Here is a 19,418-nt window from a genome sequence, read left to right as displayed (position 1 = left end):
ACCATGGCTCTTTTTATCAACCGAATTCGCTCCATAAATAACGGCTGAAAACTTAGACCAACGTCTAATGTTTCCATTGGATCGCACATCTTATGTGATTTTTGCGAAAAGTGGTAATTAACTAGAATAGAATGGGCAATTCCCTATAAGGACGTTCATTTTTCAGAGATTTGTCACATAAACCATAATTCATCGAATCCCTCAAATGGCTCTGCTCACGGGAAGCCTGAACGACCAGACTGCTATGCTGAAACAGGCCAACCGGAGTGGGCTCAGTCACTCCTCATCTGATGAAAACAGTCATGTATAAACCCGATATTCACAGTGGTCGCCTGAAGGTTGACGAATACCGTGACAACTTTGCTGATATCCATCCGCCCCTGAGTTGGCATGAAGCCCGAATGGCTTCTGATCGCTGCCTTTATTGTGAAGCGGCTCCCTGCATTACAGCTTGCCCGACGCATATTAATGTACCGTCCTTTATTCATCGAATTGCCACCCATAATATTGACGGTGCCGCACAGACGATTCTGGATGCCAATATTCTTGGTGGCAGCTGCGCACGGGTTTGCCCCACTGAAATCCTCTGTGAGCAAGCCTGTGTTCGTAATAAAGAACCGGAGTGTTTACCTGTCGCCATTGGTCTCCTGCAACGATTTGCCATTGATAACCGCTCTGAAAACCATCATCCATTCACCCGTAAAGCCTCAACGGGCAAATCCGTCGCAGTAGTGGGTGCCGGTCCGGCTGGACTGGCGTGTGCTCACCGACTTTCCCGCTTTGGCCATGATGTGACACTTTACGATGCAAAACCTCATTCTGGCGGGTTAAATGAATACGGTATCGCCGCTTACAAACTGGTTGAGGATTATGCCCAGAAGGAAATCGAGTTTGTTCTTGGTCTTGGAGGCATTCACCCACAGTATGAAAAACGACTGGGGAAGGATATGAGTCTTGATACCTTACGAGAAACGTTCAATGCCGTATTCCTGGCTCCCGGGCTGGGGGGCAGTAACTCTCTTGGTTTATCTGGTGAACATTGTCAGGGCGTTGAAGATGCCATTAAAGCCATTGACCGTTTGCGGCAAACACGTCAGCTAAACACGTTGCCTGTGGGCAGACGGGTAATTGTAATTGGCGGGGGTAACACTGCTATTGATATCGCCTGCCAGAGTAAACGTCTGGGGGCTGATGAAGTTACACTGGTTTATCGACGCGGAGCCGAAGACATGTCAGCAACCGATCATGAGCAGGCATTTGCCCGGGACAACGGCATTCGAATCATCCACTGGGCAAGGCTTTCATCCATTGAAACCGTTGAGGGCCACTTAAAGGCAGTTACTTTCACCCGCACCCAGATTAACGACAATGGTTTATTGAAAGACACCGAAGAACATTTCCACCTACCCGCTGACACATTATACAAAGCCATAGGCCAGCATTTACTGGAAGACTGTTTTGCACAGTGCTCTGAACCACCCGCTATAGAAGCCGGTCGCATTGCCACAGACATGAACTTCAAGACATCACTGGATAATGTCTGGGCCGGAGGCGACTGCATCTTGCAGGGAGATAATCTCACGGTTCAGGCTGTCGAGCATGGCAAGCAGGCTGCCCTTGCAATAGATCGCTTTTTAAACGACGAAAGAGGTTAACAACATGGCAGATTTAAGCAGTAACTTTGTTGGTATCTCTTCCCCTAACCCTTTCTGGCTGGCCTCCGCGCCACCAACCGATAAAGCCTACAACGTTTACAGAGCATTCGAAGCAGGCTGGGGCGGCGTTGTCTGGAAAACCCTTGGGGAAGATCCGGAACCGGTCAATGTCTGTTCGCGTTATTCAGTGCATCGTGACAATAGCGGCAAGGTGCTGGGAATCAATAACATTGAATTAATCACTGACCGACCTCTGGCGGTTAACCTGGAAGAAATTTATCAAACCAAAAAGGACTGGCCTGACCGGGCACTGGTTGTCTCGTTAATGGTGCCCTGCGAAGAAGACAGCTGGAAACGTATTCTTCAACAGGTTGAACAGACGGGCTGCGATGGTGTGGAACTCAACTTTGGTTGCCCACATGGCATGCCGGAAAGAGGAATGGGCGCGGCGGTTGGTCAGGTGCCGGAATACATTGAAATGGTGACTCGTTGGTGTAAACAGCACACATCCTTGCCAGTCATCGTAAAGCTGACTCCCAACATTACCAACATCTTGCTTCCTGCCATGGCTGCTCAAAGCGCAGGTGCCGATGCTGTTTCCCTGATTAACACCATTAATTCCATTACCGGCATTAATCTCGACACAATGACCGGTTACCCTGACGTTGGCGGTCAGTTCACCAGTGGTGGTTATTGCGGTTCTGCAGTGAAGCCGATCGCCCTGAACATGGTGGGGCAGATTTCCCGCAATCCGGACACCTCAGACCTGCCGGTTTCAGCCATTGGCGGCATCGGTAACTGGAAGGATGCTGCTGAATTTATTGCCCTTGGCGCCGGAAATGTTCAGGTGTGTACGGCTGCCATGCTTTATGGCTTCAAAATTGTCGAGGATATGATCGATGGCCTGTCACGCTGGATGGACAGTAAAGGTTATCAAAACCTCAATGCCTTTCGTGGTGCAGCCGTACCGCAACTCACCGACTGGAAATACCTCGACCTGAACTACAAGACACTGGCCCATATAGACCCGTCATCCTGCATTGAATGTGGCAGGTGCTATGCCGCCTGTGAAGACACATCCCATCAGGCGATTGCCATGATTCCAGAAAGTCAGACGTCAAGGCGCTTCGAAGTCATTGATGAAAAATGTGTTGGTTGCAATCTTTGCCAGATTGTTTGCCCGGTTGAAGATTGCATTACCATGGTGAAGCAGGATACCGGAAAACCGTATCTGAACTGGACGCAGCATCCTCGGAACCCTATGGCGTATATGGAGTAACTAAGAATTAAAGGGTAACCATTAAGTTACCAATCACATTTGCCCATTACGACCATTCCTTCACTCGTTTGCAGATTTTCCTGATCCAGACGGAGGGAGTTGTTCTTCTGACTGCCAACCAATGTTATATTATAACATTTAAAGTAATGTAAACATGGATAAGAAAATACCCGTCACTCTCATTACCGGCTTTCTTGGAGCAGGTAAAACCACTGCAATTCTGCATCTTCTGAAACAAAAGCCTGAGCATGAGACCTGGGGGGTTCTGGTCAATGAGTTTGGCGAAATTGGTATTGATGGTGCCATGATGAAGGGCAAGGGTGCGGTTGTACGGGAAGTTCCCGGTGGCTGCATGTGTTGCGTTGCCGGCCTGCCCATGCAGATTGGCTTGAATATGCTGATTGCCCGAAGCAAACCCGACCGCATTCTGGTAGAACCCACCGGTCTTGGTCATCCAAAACAGATTCTGGAAACCTTAACCGGAAAATACTACAAGGATATTCTTGAACTGAAGGCCAGCATCTGCCTGCTTGATCCGAGAAACCTTCAAGACGATCGCTATCTGGAAAACGAAAACTTCACAAGTCAGGTTGCCATCGCTGATGTGCTGGTTGCCAATAAAACCGACCTCTGCACTGAAGAAGACCGGCAGCGATTCGAAGATTTCTGCCCTCAGGAAGCAAAGTCTGCCTGGGTCAGTCAGGGAGCCCTTGATGTAGAGTGGCTGAGCTTGCCGAGAAAATCCCATGAAATCAGTGCGTCCAGTGCTCACCCTCATCACCACGACATGCCAGATACAGCCTCTCTGGTTCTCGAACCCGGACAACGTTTTGTTCGTAAGGAAAACAAAGGGCAGGGACATGTCAGCTGTGGCTGGCTATTCAGCGGAAGCACTGAATTTTCTTTTCATGCTCTGTTCCAAATGTGTAATGGTTTGAATGCCGATAGATTCAAAGCCGTGGTGAAAACCGATACCGGACCAAAAGCGTTTAATGCCCAGAATGGTTTGGTGTCGGTTTTGGAGCTGGATGAATGTGATGACAGTCGTATTGAAATCATCAATGACAAACCCTTGCCGTGGGACGAGGTAGAGCAGTTTTTACTGGATAATTTGTCTAAATGAAAAAGGGAAGGAGTCATTTAAAATAACTGACTCCTCCCTGCTATTTTTGATGGTCTTATGGAAAAATAGCTCACGTCATCAACATAGGTGACAGGCCTGTGCTTTGAGAGTTGATCAACAGCAAACCCAACAGAATCAGAATAGAGCCACCCAGCAGTTGTAAACCGTATCCTGCCCACTGCCAGCGTCGTTGTTGGTGTGACTGTTTTGATGACAGGTAACGACGAACAATCTTTTTGCCTGATAACGTCATCAGTGCCAGAGCCGATGTGGTGATAGCAGTACCCATAGACATTAACAGGGCACTGACGACTCCCATCCAGTAAAGCCCAACCATGTTTGCAAAGAAGAGCACCATGATCGCACCGGTGCAGGGACGTAAGCCGATGCTCAAAATCACACCAATATATTCACGCAATGAGGAGGCTTGATTAATGGCTTCCGGTGACACTACATGCTGATGCCCACAGCCACATGAGTGATCATGCTCCTGATGGTGGCTGTCGCATGCTGCTTTTCGGGGGGCTTTTTTGAAGAGCAGTGATCTGAATACCCGCCAGCAGATCATGACGCCAAGGACAATAATCAAACCACTGCTCAACGTCATCAAATTCAGCGCATGTCGGTTAATATCCTGAGTGGAGGCGCTCAAACCCCACAACAGAACACTGACCAGTGCAACAGCCACCATGGCCTGACACAACGCTGAAACAAAGGTAAGAACAAGACTTGCCTTTGCTTTGGCTGGTTGAGTTGCCAGATAAGTGGTCACGATTACTTTGCCGTGCCCGGGCCCCAGTGCATGAAGAATGCCATACAAAAAGCTGAAGCCTGCCAGGTAGCCACCTGAAACCAGCGGATTTTCCCTGGCATCATACAGCAGGTCAGCCAGCTGATTATTGACGATGCGTTGCCATTCGATACTTTTTAACACCAGCGTGGGCCATGCCTGCCACAATTGATGACAGGCCAGCATGACTACGATCAGACTTGTTAAAGCGACCCATTGAAGCCTTTTCTGTTTGGCACTGCCCGAAGAAGAGTGTTGCATCATTTTCTGACCTCCTTGGATGCTTTCCCGGGCGTTAACTGTTGATTTACCGAACAATGAAAACGAATACTCTGGGTAAATAATTGTCCGAGTGTGTGATCCGGATCAGCATCTTCCGGCAAGGCAAGGGCATAACTCATTTGTTGAGGTGTCGGGTTGGGACGAACCAGTTCAAGTTCACACTGTTTCGCTAATTCGTCCGATAAGCTGACGCTGTTTTTGGCAGGCCAGCTCATATCGGTGTAGTGGGTTGGCTCGAAAATTTCTAACTTCAGTGAGTCTTTCCTCAAAGGCTGCGGTTTTAACAATGGCAAATTAAACGTCAGAACGAGTCTGGCACGGTTGCGACTGAATGTTGCATCTGTGGCCGTTCCGAAATCGACAGACCTGTTACCATCCAGAAAATGCGTAAAATAGTGTTCGTTCTTTATATTTTCCATGACAGAGGCAGTAAGCCCGTCCAGCGCTTTTCGTAATGCCTGCGGGGATTTTTTCTCGCCTTCCAGCATAAAGGCTGATGACATGGCATCGAAAATCCATTCCATCTGAAAGCCAGTTATCACACCCTCTTTGCCTTCAATATGGGTTTTCATATCAATCCATGAATGCGGGTGAGCAAGAACAGCAGGAGAGCCTGAAAGCATAAGAGCAAACGACACCAGACAAATGCTCCTGCAATAGGATAACAATCTGGAAACCATAAAATACCTAAACAATTACAACGTTTTTCGCGATGGTATCAGACTGTTGGCGAAAATCAGCCCGGCAGTAATCGACATAAATATTAAAAAGGTCTGTGGACCCAGGTCGCTCAATGCCATCATGCTTTCACCGGATATGACTTCATTCAGGGTAATATACGCTTTACTGCCAGGTACCAGTAAAACCACTCCGTGCAACAGCACCACAGACGACGGCGCATTAGTTATTCGTGAATAAATATTACTGTACATGCCTGTCATGACTGCACCTACAAACAAGCCCAGAGAATCCCCCAGATACACCGTTCCCAATAAAGAACCAACAAATGCGACAATCGCCGACAAAACGCCCCACGGTGCATCTTTCAGACGACTTTTAAAAATAACCACCAGCGTCATAGAAAGCGTTGGAACAGCAAGCCACAACGTCCATTCGGGAACGGCAGGAGCATTGACGTGTTCAACAGAGCCAAAAATCTGTGCTCCCAGCGCCATTCCTAAGGTGGTTCCAAAGTACAGTTTGAACAGGCACATAATGCCGTCCATCACCCGGGCAGTACCCGAGGTAAGATGCCTGGCGGCAAGGTCTTTCAACCCCATGGTAATTGCCAGCCCGGGGATAAACACGATGATGCTCGAAAGGATCACTATGGGGGAATAAATCTCCGGATAGAACACAGATACAGCAGCGGCGAACAGTGCCGCCATTATAGAAGACAGTGGCTCCAGGATTTCAGAGTTGAGTCCTTTTCTTTCCACCAGAACAATGAGACAGTAAACCATCAAACCAGCCAGTGTCGAAAACATGATATCAATCCAGCTGGCGCGCATAAGCATGGCAAATGCACCTGCCGACACACCAAAGGCGAGCATCGTTAACTGTTGACTGTAAGGGGCTGGTTTTCTTGTCAGCTGTCGTAACGAGGTTAATGCCTCATCGAGCGTCTTGCTGCCGGAGACCAGTTCTTCCACCAGCTCATCGGCTTCAGCCAGTCGCCCTAAATCCAACTCGCCCGGATGCACACGAATGTTGTAATTCTGTTGCTCGGTTTCGGCGTGTTCCCACAGTGAAAAGGTCATCGAAGTGGGTGACAGTAAAAAATAACCATCTAATCCAAGAAACTTTGTCACGTTATTGAGATGGGCTTCAAGACGAAATGCAGGGGTTCCGAATTGATGCAGGGCTTTACCCAGCTCCAGAATAAAATCACGTTTTTGAGAAAAACCGTCCGATTTCACAGACCATTACTCCAAAAAGAAAGGCAGTAAAAATAAGTCTGCGGATATTAACGTGTTGTCAGCTGAAATGGGCCAGGGGAGTTATGAATAAATTAGCCATAGAACCAAAATACCCTCAAAGCCGAAAATTAAACGACTATGAGGGTATTCATCATGGTAAGTAACGTTGTCAAAATTCTATTTTATTGGAGAATCATAAAAGTTTTGACAACTAAGCTTACTACATACCAAGGCTTCCCAGCCTACCCATGAAATAATAGTTTTGACAACTTATGCTGCTCAACACCCTTTCAGGATACATGATCTGAAGTTGTCAAAACTTCCCTTAGCCTCTGGATGCTTGAGAATAACTGGTTTATTACCAGTAGATGTTCTGGGATATGCTCAATGCTGTGTCCTTTGAGCACATCATAAACCCATAGACGTCTGCCTGTGCCATTGAACGTCCTGCGAATTTTCAACAATTGTAAAAGTTCGGGAGTACAGTTCTCTTCCAATTCGCATTGTAAGCCCCTAGCGAAGGCCTTTATCTCTGAACTTTTGACTGTAATAACCTCCTGGTAGCATGCCCGAATGTCAGACATGGATACTCCCCAAGGCAACCCACCACCCAGCAACTCTTTCACCAATATGCAAAGTGCAACACCTGAGTCATCAGCCCGCCCTAACTCTGAATTAGCTTGATGCTGCGGAGGAAGCTCAAACCTACTCTCATTTTGCACCTCTTTTAAACAACAGCCATGCTGCCAGCATGCAGTGGCAAACCAAACACAATGGCTGCAATGCCAATAAGCTACTCCATACTGATCAATGTCATGTATTACACATTCCGGACAATACTTTAGGCTGCCAAAGTTATGGTTTGGGAAGTAAATATATGGCCGTAACAGAGAGTTTACTCCACTGCTATAACCTTGGAGAGCTTTATAGAACCTGTCTTGCACTGATTTTGTTAAGAATGGAAATATTAAATTGCTGGCAGTCATTGTCCTAATGAAATTACGCTCACTTTTCCAGAACTCTGAGTGCCGCCGATAAAATGCAAGTGCATCCTGCCCGATAGAACTCGGCTTGCTCAATGCCTGCTCATAACCAAACTCTCTATGAGATACGTGCCGATTGCTGTGTGGGAGAGAAACCCTGTATCTTGCCATCAGGCTGTATAGAGATTCGTCAGGGAAAGGTGCAGGAAAATAAGCATCCATTAATTTTACAGTAGGCAGTAGAGCATGGAGACTCTACTGCAGGTAGGGTGAATTGCCACCGTATTGTCACTTAAATAAACGCCTGATTACCAAGCTTTAAAGCGGAAGCTGTCATTCCTTTTATTTGCAAAAAAGATGCATTTTCAAAGGGTTTACTTCTGCCATCTCAGAACAACTGAAATGTCTGATTCAGAAAAGTGTAGCAGATAATGTTGTGAGAAATAGATACAAAGTAAGAGCCCTACAATCAAAGGACTCTTACAGCTGCGTCTTCAGGACCTAACCCACTGACATAGCTGAAAGCACCCTCCAATCAAAGAGTTCTTACAATCTCAAAGAGAAACTGGCTTGCTCGAACGGTACTGAAAACACTCTCCAATCAAAAGGCTCTTACAGCAGCTCTCGAAAAAGGTGAACACGGTACGCTGCTGAAAACACCCTTTAATCAAAGGACTCGTACAGAGACAAAATCAACGGAAAAAAAGCCCGGATCGCTGAAATAACCCTCCAATCAAAGGGTTCTTACAGCGCTGATAGCAATTTGCCCATCATAAGCATTGCTGAAATAACCCTCCAACCAAAGGGCTCTTACAGCAGGAGTCGCATAACCCATTAGAAAGTATGAGGAATATGCAATTTCCAAGCGAAAAAAGCATGCTCCTAACAAGCTATTTGCCTCCTGCCAATCCAGAAAATTCGTAAATATCTGGTGGGGAGAAGGCTATAAAACGAACGGTTAAAATGCTACTGAGTTTCAAAATCATTTCGCTCTATAGAGACACCCTTTGGTAACAGTTTCTTATTAACCGTTATCTCGTAATCATCAAAAGTTTCGGTATATTTTCTCTTCTGCTCAACCTCTACAGCCTTTTTGAGAGCATGCAATTTTCCACTACGAAGACGGCTTTCATGCTTCATTACAACCATTCCCTGCAGGTTGATGATTCTGTTATGAGCTCGATCCTCTTCAAACATATAGTCAATGGCATCAACCATAATCTCAAAATCTTGTTCTGAGAATCCTGTACTCTCCGAAAGATGGGCGGATACTGTACAGACCCCCATAAAAACAGCATGCCTAATTTTTGAGAACTGACCCATCGTGCTCTCTTTGTCAGCATCCCTCTCGTTGGTGACAGAACCCCGTGTAATACCAACATCGACGGGCATAACAGTATTTAAGGATTGAATCATTGGAACCTGACAAGGTCCTCTCACCACCTCACCGGGAAATTCCGAAGCTTTTAAAGGTGCCCCGAAAGCTCTTAAGTCATAGAAGCGCTCTGTCAGTAGACTGGTTACTTTCCGCCTATCTGATGCTGACACCTTCTTCTGTTTTTTGCCTCTGTCGCTCTCCAGTCCTGCTACTTCTATATCTGCTTGCTCCATAGCCCAGCGATGATGATCATTGAGCACAGTTTGAGAACTGGAAAAATAGGTATCGTAAGGGGGAACGCAGTCCTTCATCAGCGACACCCGATCTCTGATTTTTCGCTTCAGACAAATACCCGTCATTTCAGCTTTTCTCACTTCATCATCATAGCGAACAGCCCCATCCTGATCCGGATCGCCGTTTGGGTTTCCATTCTCAATATCAAACAGGAAAAAAATATCTCTAGGATGTTGCAGCACATTGGTTAGCATTGCTTTTTCTCCTTACGGATTGGGAAAAGCGCTTGACGCTGGCAGTAATAACCAGAAAGTAAAATTAACTGCTCATCAGGATCAAGAAGCTCCGGAAATACACCAATTTCAGACACTGCTCGCTGAATCTTTTTTTCGAGATTAACCCGCCTGCCAAAGCTTTGCTTTCCAATGAGATTAAGGTGGTGGCGGTTTTTCTTGAGATAAGAAGCCAGCCTCCTTGCAGGTGAAGTTACTGTCGCGGTATCACAGCGGATAGTTGTCGCTTCACCGTTGGCCTCTTCCTGACACTTCACCAACAGTGCAATTAATTCACCGCACAAAAATGCTTTGGAGCTTTTGTAGCCTTCTGGTAGTAAAGAGGACATATAACTGATCAGTTTTTCATGGAGTAAAGAGAGCTTTATCCTACGACCAGTGTAGTCTGTCAGCTGCTTGATGATTGAAAAACTGACAGGCTTTTTGCTAAACATAGCTCTTAGCAATGAGAGCAATACGGATGAACGCAAATGCTCCAGATCCTTGTTCTGAGATAAGAAGGCTAAAAATACTCTCAGGGGAGTTAATTCACGGTCAGAAACTGCGGTACATGAGAGCCAATGACAGAGATTATGTACCAGTTCTGTTTGCGGAATGCGTTGGTAAAACTCAATAGCCGCTCTTCTATCCTTGCCACGAAAAACGACTACATTCACATAGCCATTTCGACATTGCTGTTGCAGGTGTTGCACAACATTACTGGAAGGCTCTGGAACCCAATGAAATCCGGTTGGATTTGGTTTCAACAGAATTTTTCCGTTTTTATCCTTCACCTGCTGAGTATCCTTGCCACCAAGAATCGCTTTTCGTATCAATATTTCCAGCTGTTGCCCCTGAGGGCACCAAAACACAAGCGTAAATCGGCCTATATGAATTTTATTCTGTGAATCCGGACGAAGCAGGTGGTTCAGTGCATTTCCGTACTTATAAGAACACTGCTCACAAGTAGGAGCACAGTACCCTTGTGTAAGCCCATATGCTCCCAGGCAAGAGTTTCCTGTTCTGATATTGTTAATAGCTGTCAGCCTGACACCAATAGGATTGCAGCCGCGAATACCTTTTATCGTTGGCAGTATCCTTTCAATATTCCCCCATTCTCCGCAGACCAGACACTGCCCAGTTTCAGTTTTAGAAGATAGCGGGTTATCAGAAAGCCATTGATGAACAGAAGGGCGCTCAAACACTAAAACGTCATCTGATTTAAGCCTGAAACTGATTGCTTCCGCCTTGAAAAGCTCCTCGCATAGAGGGTGTTGAGAGATATTTTGTTCCTGAAAATTTGATATGAATTTTGCCACAGCTTCTGCACCTGAATCCTTGGTTTCATCGGCAATAAGCTGGCATCTGCCTACAAAGTGCTTATGAAGTCTTTTTGCCCTTTCTGGATCTTCAATATCTTTTCCCAAAACGTAGCCAGAATGATCCCAGAGCTGGCAGCTTTTGATACCTCTGGTTCGCACTACTTTTTTAGGAACATGGGTCATAGCTCCCTTAGGGCAGCTAGAAGTGGCCAAATCTTGAATATCGCAAAACTCTCCATGCTCATTAACAACAATTACCCAGCGCAAGCGATGGAGCTGCCATCCGAATGGAGGCATTACATTGCGGTTCTGGGAAAAGTAGCGTGTTAGCTCCTTGAGCAGCATGGTAGTACAGCCCCCACCCTTGGCACTCTTATCCGCCCTTTTTTAATGAAGGCATTGAAAAATACAGGTTGCACTTTCCCACTTTTCTCAATGATCTCAAGCGGCAACATTCCCAGTGGCTCTGTGAGATCAACAGGCTCATCAAACGAAGTAGCTTCATCAAAGTAAGCGATGTAGTCTCTCTGCCCCAACCAGGGAGTAAAACGACATAGACCAGATTTTACTCGCTCCTGAAATACCTGCTTATGCTCCTGTTCTGTCATATGGGGATGCTCACGATACCGAGGCAATAGACCAGCATAAGCATGAATGACATAGGCTACATCTTTCAAAATCAGGTTATGAAATTGTAAACGCCTCTCATCTGTCACCATGACATCCCCCTGATAACCATCAGACAGCACTTTGGCAATATCTTTTTTCCGTATGCATTGGTCAATTTCGTTCGTACCAAAACCTCGCCAGCGAACTGGCTTGAGAACATTGATTTTAGTGACAATCCAGCAGACTTCTTTATGGAAGTAAATTGCATTGAGAATTCCTCTGGCAGCCGTGGGGGTCATAACAGGGTATGACCACCGCTCCACAGAAAAGGCAGGATTCGTAAAGCATGCAAAGTCACCCCATACCTTAAGAGTGATGTGTCTTGGTCTTCCCATGATTGCTACTACTCAGCTTGTTAGCAGTCGAATGGCTTCTTTTACTACCTTCCTCTCCTGCTGTAGTCGTTTAATTTCGAGCTTCAATTTTTCAATTTCAGTTGAGCTGTTTACTAACGGCTTCTCTTTTTCCAAAGGAAGCTGCTCGGCTTTCTGTTGCTCAGTGGCTTCTTTTTTGACTGAGCCCTTACCCAATTCCTGCTTTCTTCTGGCTACCCAATTGCTCAGCGTACTGGGAACTAAATCCAACGTTTTTGCGATATCACCTAAGCGGACACCAGAAGCCATAGCCAAGTCTGCGGCCTTTTGCCGAAATTCAGGGGTATAGCTGCCACGTTTTCTCTCAGCCATGCCGCAAGCCTCGTAGTAATTGAACGTATTTATGGCTGTTTACACTTTGGTAATCATAGTCCGTCGTTAAGGGTTGTAAAGCGACTGATAGTCCTTTCTTTTGGAGAAAGGATTTTTGATGCAGGGTGATCCGGTTATAAGGTTTGGTAAACGCGTGAGAGAACTGCGTGACAGTCAGGCAATCACGCAAGATGAACTGGCCCATCGAGCAGGAATGGATCGCAGCTACGTGGGACAAATTGAACGTGGCGAAAAGAACATTACCATTAAAGGGATATACAAGCTTGCAAGCGCACTCGGGGTGAGAGCTTTCCAACTGCTGGACTGAGTATTCCATCTTCCTGCCCACTCAGTACAGGAAATTGCTGCCTTGAGGAGTCCAATATGAATGCCCGGGTGGAATATGCCCTTTAAGGATTCCAAACTTTTCATGAAACATCTTGAAATCATCTGGGCGAAGAGGGTTTTTAATTTCTGTCATTGCGACAAATCTATGAAAAGGTGGGTGCTGCTCCCAGTATCCACAAAGAATAGCCTTCTCAAAAGATCGATCATAGAATCGTTTGTAGATACCTATGCAGATTTCTAATCTGGTCGCTTGACTATCGCTAGATGAAAGATTTTTATATTTTTCTCTAACATCACGGATTTTGTCTTCTCGGACTGCATAACAGTCAGGGTTATAACCTGTCTTGTAATATGCGATTTCAAACAGTTTATGTTGCTCTATATGTTTTTTGTCTGCTTTCGAGCTTGGATCAAAAGCAAGCCCACAAAAAGCACACTGCCATTGATGCAATTGCTGCTCAGCAGTTTGATCTTTAACATACCTATACGACAGCAAATGCTTTTCATGCAAGCTGCGGCATTCTTTATAGTCCCGCTTACCCGCAAACTGACGAGCTGAGATTTCAAGTCGCTCAAGATATCGAAGAGCGGGAAGGCTCTTTTTCAAATCCTTAGCATGCTTTTTAATTTTCTCAATCCAAAGAAAGCCATGTAGCTCTGGAATAGCAGACACAACAACTCCCTCACCTGTCAAAAGGTAATAATCGTTCCGTGTCCACTACGGGAAGTCAGGGTCAGGGGATGTGCGAAAAGGTATGTGGGCAGTACAAATGTTTTGCCAGCGTGGACGGCAGGCTCCTGCATAAGCCTATGCATCCAACATAGTCGATTTATGTGCTGTGTCCAGCATAAATGCCAGAAGATACTCGGCCAAAGCCGTACAAACAGGTATAGATCATTGTAAACCCTACCCCCATTCGATAGTCTGCTTAGTTGTTTCTGGTAAATAAGCCCTTCTCCCATGAGCTCACTCAATCGCTGGCTATCCGTCGAAGAAATTTCCCATCATTTAGGTGTCAGCCGAGACACCGTATACAGCTGGATCAGTAGCAGGCAAATGCCCGCACATAAGATTGGTCGTTTATGGAAATTTCAGGTGCCTGAAGTAGATGCCTGGGTTCGCTCCGGTGGTGCTTCTGATAACAGAAGCCAAAAAGAGAATGCTAGCCAAACTGCAGGATAATCTTCATGGATGCTTTCAAATTCAGGGAACACCTGATTTCTCAATACTCCGAATTCTCCCGTAGCTTCTGCAAAATAAAAGCGGACGATATTCGTTCATTTGTTGAAAAAATTCATCAGGAGCAGCTTTACTGGCCCGCCCCGCTGATACAGGTGAATCCAAGCTTTAAGGCAGGAAGCTCTGTTGAGCAGTTAGTAGCTAAAGGCATACTACATTCCGAGTGTGGACAGATTTTCAGAGCCGGAAAAGATACAGGTTCAATGGGAGTCTCATTAACTCTGCATCATCACCAACAGGAAGCGATCCAAAGAGCTCAGGCAGGAGAAAGCTACGTGCTGACTACTGGTACTGGATCTGGTAAGTCTCTGTCGTATTTCATCCCTATTGTTGATGCAATCCTGAAAGCTAAAGAAAGGAATAGTGAACCCAAAACCCGGGCAATCATTATCTATCCGATGAACGCACTGGCAAATAGCCAGCTGGAAGAGCTCGGGAAATTTCTTGGTGATTACACAAAAGGCAGTGAGCCAGTAACCTTTGGCCGCTATACCGGTCAGGAATCAGAGGAAGAGCGAAATCGTATTGCCAGTAATCCGCCAGACATCCTTCTGACTAACTTCATGATGCTTGAGTTGCTGATGATTCGTCAGGATGACAAGGATAAAGCGGTTATCAGAAATGCCAAAGGTTTGGAATTTCTAGTTCTTGATGAGTTGCACACTTACCGTGGCAGGCAAGGTGCTGATGTTGCCTTGCTTGTCCGCAGGGTAAGAGAAGCATTAAACGAAAAACTGTTGTGCATTGGCACTTCTGCCACGATGGCAACAGATGGTACGGCAGAAGAACGAAATAAAGTTGTTTCAGATGTAGCAAGCCGTTTGTTTGGTGGAGCTGTTAAACCAGAAAATATCATCACTGAAACATTGCAAAGGGTTACGCCTGATTCAATCGGTAAAGACGATATCCTCTCAGACTTGCAGCAAGCTTTGTCAGAAAATGTACCTGATGCTTCCTATGCAGAGATGGTCAAGCATCCAGCTTCTGTCTGGGTAGAGCTTACCTTGGGATTGACTAAGGAAGACGATAAATGGGTTCGAGCCAAGCCTATAACGCTGGCTCAGGCTGCAGAACAACTCGCAGCCGATACAGAGCAGGACGAAAAGCATTGCAAACCTTGGCTGGAAGAGTTTTTGCTGAATGCTTATCGTTGCCAGAATGATAAAGGAAAGAGCCTGTTCGCATTCCGTTTGCACCAGTTTATCTCTGGTGCCGGAACAGCTTATACAACACTCGAACCGGAAGGTCATCGCCACATCACTCTTGATGGCCAGAAATATGCTCCGGGCACAGAGCGTCAGAAGCGTCTTTTCAATGTTCATTTTTGTCGGGAGTGTGGTCAGGACTACTACCCAGTCTGGAATGCATCCAATGGAGCAGTGGGTTCCCTTGATCCTCGTAACCTAGATGAACGGGCTCTTGAAGATGATGATACTCAACACGCATTCCTTATGCCGGATAGCGATGGTCGCATCTGGGATGAAGATGCTGTTGATAGCTACCCCGAAAACTGGATGGATTTCACGAAAGATGAGCCAAGGCTGAAATCCACCTACAAAAAGCACAAGCCGAACAAACTGGCAGTCAATCCTGGAGGAGAACTCGATAGCTCAGGAATGGAAGGCTGGTTAATACCCGGCAGCATTCGCTTTTGCCTGAATTGCCGCAGTTCATACACTGCCGGTCGGGAATCTTCACGGCTTTCCTCCCTGAGTGGTGAAGGTCGTAGCTCTGCCACCACAATGCTGACGCTTTCTGCATTGTCATTCCTTTATGAGCAGGACAGCAGTCTTCCTGCAGAAGCTAAAAAGCTATTGGGCTTTACGGACAACCGGCAGGATGCATCCCTCCAGGCGGGACATTTCAATGACTTCCTGCAAATCCTTATCTTGAGAAGTGCTTTGCTGGCCGCAATGGAAAAATCTTCTGATGGATATCTTGCGGATGGGACAATTGCTCAAGCCGTATATGAAGCGCTGGGGTTCAACAGTTCTGACCCATCTATTCGGGAAGAATACGTCAATGATGCAAGTCTCACTCTGAAGGGCGGAGCGAAGCGCAATGTAGAAAATGCTATCAGGGATGTCTTGGGTTACAGGCTTTATCACGACTTGCGCCGTGGCTGGCGATTAAACAATCCAAACCTCGAACAGTTGGGGCTATTGCAGGTCACTTATGAAGACTTGCAGGATTGCGCAGAAGATCCTGATAGCTGGGAAAGTGCCCCGGAAATTTTGAAGCAGGCTGAACCTGAACGCAGGGCTTATATCCTGAAAACTGTTCTGGATGCTATGCGAAAAGGCCTGTGTATTCAATCCAGATATCTGGACCCGGATCAGAGAGATTCACTGAGAAGTGCCAGCTCCAACTATCTGCGTGAGCCTTGGGCGTTAAGTGAAGATGAACGTTTAGCGGCCTGGAAATACATGGTTTTTGAACCGCTTCCAGAAAGGTTTGGGCAAAGAGCGAGACGCGGCTCTATAACCGATGTTGTTGTTCGCGGAGGCAGTCGCTCGACGCTGGCTCGGGAGCTGAAAAAGAAAAGCACCTGGGGCGAAAATAATGCTGCTTATGAAAAAATTACCGACCAAAGCTATCCCGAGATCATCAATACGGTTCTAAGTGCAGCCAAAGAATACGGCATGGTGGTTGAAGAAGAGATCGAAACTGGTGTTATTGGTTGGAGAATCAACTCCGGAAATCTCCAGTGGCGGGTTGTGCCTGAAGGACAGGAGCATGCTGTCTTGCAAAGCCTTGCTGCAGACAATCCATTCTTCCGGAATCTATACCGTAATGCAGCGGGAGTGCTGTCAAAATCTACTCATCATTTATTCGATTACGAAGCCCGAGAGCATACCGCTCAGGTAGATATGGAAGACCGGCTGGAGCGTGAAGCTAAATTCCGCAGTGAAAAAGGCAAGTATCCGGAACTACCACTTATGTTCTGCTCCCCAACCATGGAGCTTGGTGTAGATATTTCCAGCCTGAATACGGTATACATGCGAAATGTGCCGCCAACACCTGCTAACTATGCCCAGCGTAGTGGTCGTGCAGGTCGTTCTGGTCAGCCAGCATTAGTTATCACCTACTGTGCAGCGCAAAGTCCACACGATCAGTACTTTTTTGAAGATCCGGTTCGCATGGTTCATGGTCAGGTTAAAGCGCCTAACCTTGACCTCTCTAACCGTGAGCTTATCGAAAGCCATCTGCACGCCGTCTGGCTATCCGAAACAGGACAGAAGCTGGATAACAGCATCAAAGCTCTATTGGATATGGAGCAGGATACCAAGCCATTACGTCAGGAGCTTGCTGACAACATGGATCGCAATGAGGTTCAAAAGAAAACCCATAGTCGTGCGATTCGAATCATCAGTATGTTGAAGAGCGAGCTTACCGAGCAAACCGCCCCATGGTATAACGACACCTGGCTCGAAAACTGTGTTGCCGGAGCCTTTGGTCAATTTGATCATGCTCTTAATCGCTGGCGTGAACTGTATAAAGCAACCACTCTGCAAATGGATCTCAACCACAAGGTATCCACAAATGCAGCAGCCACAGAAAGAGAGCGGAAGGATGCCAAGCAACGTTACGATGAAGCTTACAGGCAGAGAAACTTACTGCTGGCTGAAAACGCCCGTGTAAACTCTGATTTCTACACCTATCGCTATCTGGCATCGCAAGGATTCCTGCCCGGATACAACTTCCCACGCCTGCCATTAATGGCATATATCCCTGCCAGAAAGGGCAAAATTGGTCGTGAAAACTTCCTGAGCCGACCACGCTTTCTTGCTTTGGCTGAATTTGGTCCACAAAGCCGCATTTACCATGAAGGCAGTCAGTACAAGGTTCACAAAGCCATTCTCAGTATTTCTGATCCTGACCAGATTGCCGAAGGTGCTCAACTCAGCAAAGACTACGCGCGGGTTTGTCCAAGTTGTGGTTACGGTCATTTCCGTGAACAGCGAAGCCTGGACCTTTGTGCTTCCTGCAATGAATTATTGGAAGGCGAAGTAAAAATTCCAAACCTCTATCGCATCGAAAACGTCAGTACAAAGCGTGTTGAGCGAATCACCGCAGATGAAGAGGAAAGATTACGCCAGGGCTATGAAATGCAAACCACAGTACAGTTTGCTGTCAATGGTCGTGGCCTGCGTCGGGATCGAACCGAGTTTCTGTTAGATGACGAAGCTGTTATGGAAGCTCAGTACGCGCCATCAGCCACAGTATGGCGAATGAACCTTGGATGGCGTCGTCGCAAAGATAAAACCGTGCTTGGTTTCAACATCAATCCAATCACAGGCTTCTGGGAAGCAGAGCCTGATGATAAAGACAAAAAAGACTCCAAAGAACCGGATGATAAAACTCCGCCAGAACGCATTGTGCCTTATGTCGAGGATCGTCGGAATATCCTGATCCTGAGGCCTCCGGTACAACCGGGTGAAGTCACAATGACCACGCTTCAGTACGCGCTCAAGCGAGGCATTGAAGCGGTATTCCAGCTGGAAGAATCGGAGCTTATGTCTGAACCTCTGCCTCGCAGAGATAATCGTCGTGCCATTTTATTCTATGAGGCTGCAGAAGGCGGAGCAGGCGTACTGACAAGGCTGGCAAATGATCCTCAGGCAATGAGCCAGGTAGCTGAGCAGGCTTTAAAGATTTGTCACTTTGAACGAGTGGATGAAGACAAGCCCTGGTCTTTAGACAATATTCAGGAGCATCACACCCACAAAGACTCCTGTGAGGCAGGTTGTTATCGTTGCCTGCTCAGCTACTACAACCAGCCTGACCATGATCTGATTGACAGAAAGGATCAGGAGCATGAGCGTGAAGTCGTAGAAATTCTGTGCCAGTTGGTCAACGCAAAGTCTCAGCGCATTACGCCTCACAGCGATGAGTTGGACAGACTTTCCGGAAGTTCTCTGGAAAAAGCCTGGCTGGAAAAGGTTCGTGAACTGGGATTAAAGGAACCGGATGAAGCCCAGAAAACCCTTGAGGCTCATGGAACCTGTCCTGACTTTTATTACGATGAGTATCAGGCCGCCATCTATATTGATGGACCGCATCATGAAAATGCCAGCCAGAAAGAAAAAGACGAAGCAATTACCAGAAAACTGGAAGACGCAGGCTTTATCGTTATTCGATTTACCAAAGAGAAGAACAAATGGCTCGACCTGTTCTCCGAGCACAGCTACCTCTTTGGTGAAATTAACTCTTTTGAAGATAAACGGGAATCCTGAG

Annotated in this window: 15 protein-coding genes; 6 read left to right on the top strand and 9 right to left on the bottom strand. The window is 46.6% G+C overall.

The features are described from left to right. Positions 1-290 precede the first annotated feature (290 nt). The 3 genes from EZMO1_RS01785 to EZMO1_RS01775 all read left to right on the top strand — a co-directional run bounded on the left by EZMO1_RS01785 (position 291) and on the right by EZMO1_RS01775 (position 4,057). Positions 291-1,655, top strand: a complete 1,365-nt coding sequence (locus EZMO1_RS01785) for an NAD(P)-dependent oxidoreductase (protein ID WP_244886723.1) — start codon at positions 291-293, stop codon at positions 1,653-1,655. Positions 1,656-1,659: 4 nt separating this feature from the next. Beyond that, on the top strand, positions 1,660-2,934 hold the full coding sequence (gene preA, locus EZMO1_RS01780) for an NAD-dependent dihydropyrimidine dehydrogenase subunit PreA (protein ID WP_034879453.1): 1,275 nt from the start codon (positions 1,660-1,662) through the stop codon (positions 2,932-2,934). Positions 2,935-3,088: 154 nt separating this feature from the next. Further along, positions 3,089-4,057 (top strand): CobW family GTP-binding protein, encoded by a 969-nt coding sequence (locus tag EZMO1_RS01775; protein WP_034879454.1) that lies wholly within the window; start codon positions 3,089-3,091, stop codon positions 4,055-4,057. 70 nt (positions 4,058-4,127) lie between these two features. On the opposite strand, the gene EZMO1_RS01770 is transcribed toward EZMO1_RS01775, so the two are convergent. The 8 genes from EZMO1_RS01770 to EZMO1_RS01735 form a co-directional block, all read right to left on the bottom strand. Next, complete coding sequence (locus tag EZMO1_RS01770) at positions 4,128-5,111, bottom strand: nickel/cobalt transporter (protein WP_051790697.1); 984 nt, start codon at positions 5,109-5,111, stop codon at positions 4,128-4,130. Further along, entirely contained in the window at positions 5,108-5,767 is a 660-nt protein-coding gene (locus EZMO1_RS01765) for a DUF1007 family protein (RefSeq protein ID WP_201772247.1), read from the bottom strand. The genes EZMO1_RS01770 and EZMO1_RS01765 overlap by 4 nt, the downstream gene beginning before the upstream one ends. A 57-nt stretch (positions 5,768-5,824) precedes the next feature. After that, entirely contained in the window at positions 5,825-7,048 is a 1,224-nt protein-coding gene (locus EZMO1_RS01760) for a threonine/serine exporter family protein (RefSeq protein ID WP_034879455.1), read from the bottom strand. 290 nt (positions 7,049-7,338) lie between these two features. Continuing rightward, complete coding sequence (locus EZMO1_RS01755) at positions 7,339-8,253, bottom strand: TniQ family protein (protein WP_034879456.1); 915 nt, start codon at positions 8,251-8,253, stop codon at positions 7,339-7,341. A gap of 744 nt (positions 8,254-8,997) precedes the next feature. Continuing rightward, on the bottom strand, positions 8,998-9,897 hold the full coding sequence (locus tag EZMO1_RS01750) for a CRISPR-associated protein (RefSeq protein WP_034879457.1): 900 nt from the start codon (positions 9,895-9,897) through the stop codon (positions 8,998-9,000). Further along, entirely contained in the window at positions 9,891-11,582 is a 1,692-nt protein-coding gene (locus EZMO1_RS01745; protein ID WP_082212362.1) for a type I-C CRISPR-associated protein Cas8c/Csd1, read from the bottom strand. The genes EZMO1_RS01750 and EZMO1_RS01745 overlap by 7 nt, the downstream gene beginning before the upstream one ends. Beyond that, a complete protein-coding gene (gene cas5c / locus EZMO1_RS01740; RefSeq protein WP_034879459.1) occupies positions 11,564-12,241 on the bottom strand; it encodes a type I-C CRISPR-associated protein Cas5c in 678 nt (225 codons plus the stop codon). Before cas5c ends, EZMO1_RS01745 begins: the two co-directional genes overlap by 19 nt. A 12-nt stretch (positions 12,242-12,253) precedes the next feature. Then, entirely contained in the window at positions 12,254-12,592 is a 339-nt protein-coding gene (locus tag EZMO1_RS01735) for a transposase (protein WP_034879460.1), read from the bottom strand. A gap of 100 nt (positions 12,593-12,692) precedes the next feature. Between EZMO1_RS01735 and EZMO1_RS01730 the strand changes: the two genes are divergently transcribed. Next, positions 12,693-12,920 carry a helix-turn-helix domain-containing protein gene (locus tag EZMO1_RS01730; protein WP_244886722.1) on the top strand — a complete coding sequence of 76 codons (228 nt, stop codon included), beginning with the start codon at positions 12,693-12,695 and terminating at the stop codon, positions 12,918-12,920. A gap of 21 nt (positions 12,921-12,941) precedes the next feature. On the opposite strand, the gene EZMO1_RS01725 is transcribed toward EZMO1_RS01730, so the two are convergent. After that, positions 12,942-13,613 carry a hypothetical protein gene (locus tag EZMO1_RS01725; RefSeq protein ID WP_034879462.1) on the bottom strand — a complete coding sequence of 224 codons (672 nt, stop codon included), beginning with the start codon at positions 13,611-13,613 and terminating at the stop codon, positions 12,942-12,944. A 288-nt stretch (positions 13,614-13,901) separates the two neighbouring features. Between EZMO1_RS01725 and EZMO1_RS01720 the strand changes: the two genes are divergently transcribed. Together EZMO1_RS01720 and EZMO1_RS01715 are read left to right on the top strand one after the other, a co-directional pair. Beyond that, positions 13,902-14,123, top strand: a complete 222-nt coding sequence (locus EZMO1_RS01720; protein ID WP_034879463.1) for a helix-turn-helix domain-containing protein — start codon at positions 13,902-13,904, stop codon at positions 14,121-14,123. Between the two features lie 5 nt (positions 14,124-14,128). After that, a complete protein-coding gene (locus EZMO1_RS01715) occupies positions 14,129-19,417 on the top strand; it encodes a DEAD/DEAH box helicase (protein ID WP_034879464.1) in 5,289 nt (1,762 codons plus the stop codon). The last annotated feature ends 1 nt before the right edge of the window (position 19,418 follow it).

This window comes from Endozoicomonas montiporae CL-33 (genome assembly GCF_001583435.1).
GTDB lineage: Bacteria > Pseudomonadota > Gammaproteobacteria > Pseudomonadales > Endozoicomonadaceae > Endozoicomonas_A > Endozoicomonas_A montiporae.
The sequence above is the reverse complement of the archived record's forward strand: the minus strand, read 5'-3'. Positions and strand labels throughout refer to the sequence as shown.

What these genes read in the sequence shown, in the direction of transcription:
- EZMO1_RS01755 (WP_034879456.1), bottom strand. Translation starts at nt 8,253, where the DNA reads ATGGATGCTTATTTTCCTGCACCTTTCCCTGACGAATCTCTATACAGC.
- preA (WP_034879453.1), top strand. Translation starts at nt 1,660, where the DNA reads ATGGCAGATTTAAGCAGTAACTTTGTTGGTATCTCTTCCCCTAACCCT.
- EZMO1_RS01770 (WP_051790697.1), bottom strand. Translation starts at nt 5,111, where the DNA reads ATGATGCAACACTCTTCTTCGGGCAGTGCCAAACAGAAAAGGCTTCAA.
- EZMO1_RS01720 (WP_034879463.1), top strand. Translation starts at nt 13,902, where the DNA reads ATGAGCTCACTCAATCGCTGGCTATCCGTCGAAGAAATTTCCCATCAT.
- EZMO1_RS01785 (WP_244886723.1), top strand. Translation starts at nt 291, where the DNA reads ATGAAAACAGTCATGTATAAACCCGATATTCACAGTGGTCGCCTGAAG.
- cas5c (WP_034879459.1), bottom strand. Translation starts at nt 12,241, where the DNA reads ATGGGAAGACCAAGACACATCACTCTTAAGGTATGGGGTGACTTTGCA.
- EZMO1_RS01775 (WP_034879454.1), top strand. Translation starts at nt 3,089, where the DNA reads ATGGATAAGAAAATACCCGTCACTCTCATTACCGGCTTTCTTGGAGCA.
- EZMO1_RS01715 (WP_034879464.1), top strand. Translation starts at nt 14,129, where the DNA reads ATGGATGCTTTCAAATTCAGGGAACACCTGATTTCTCAATACTCCGAA.
- EZMO1_RS01745 (WP_082212362.1), bottom strand. Translation starts at nt 11,582, where the DNA reads ATGCTGCTCAAGGAGCTAACACGCTACTTTTCCCAGAACCGCAATGTA.
- EZMO1_RS01735 (WP_034879460.1), bottom strand. Translation starts at nt 12,592, where the DNA reads ATGGCTGAGAGAAAACGTGGCAGCTATACCCCTGAATTTCGGCAAAAG.
- EZMO1_RS01750 (WP_034879457.1), bottom strand. Translation starts at nt 9,897, where the DNA reads ATGCTAACCAATGTGCTGCAACATCCTAGAGATATTTTTTTCCTGTTT.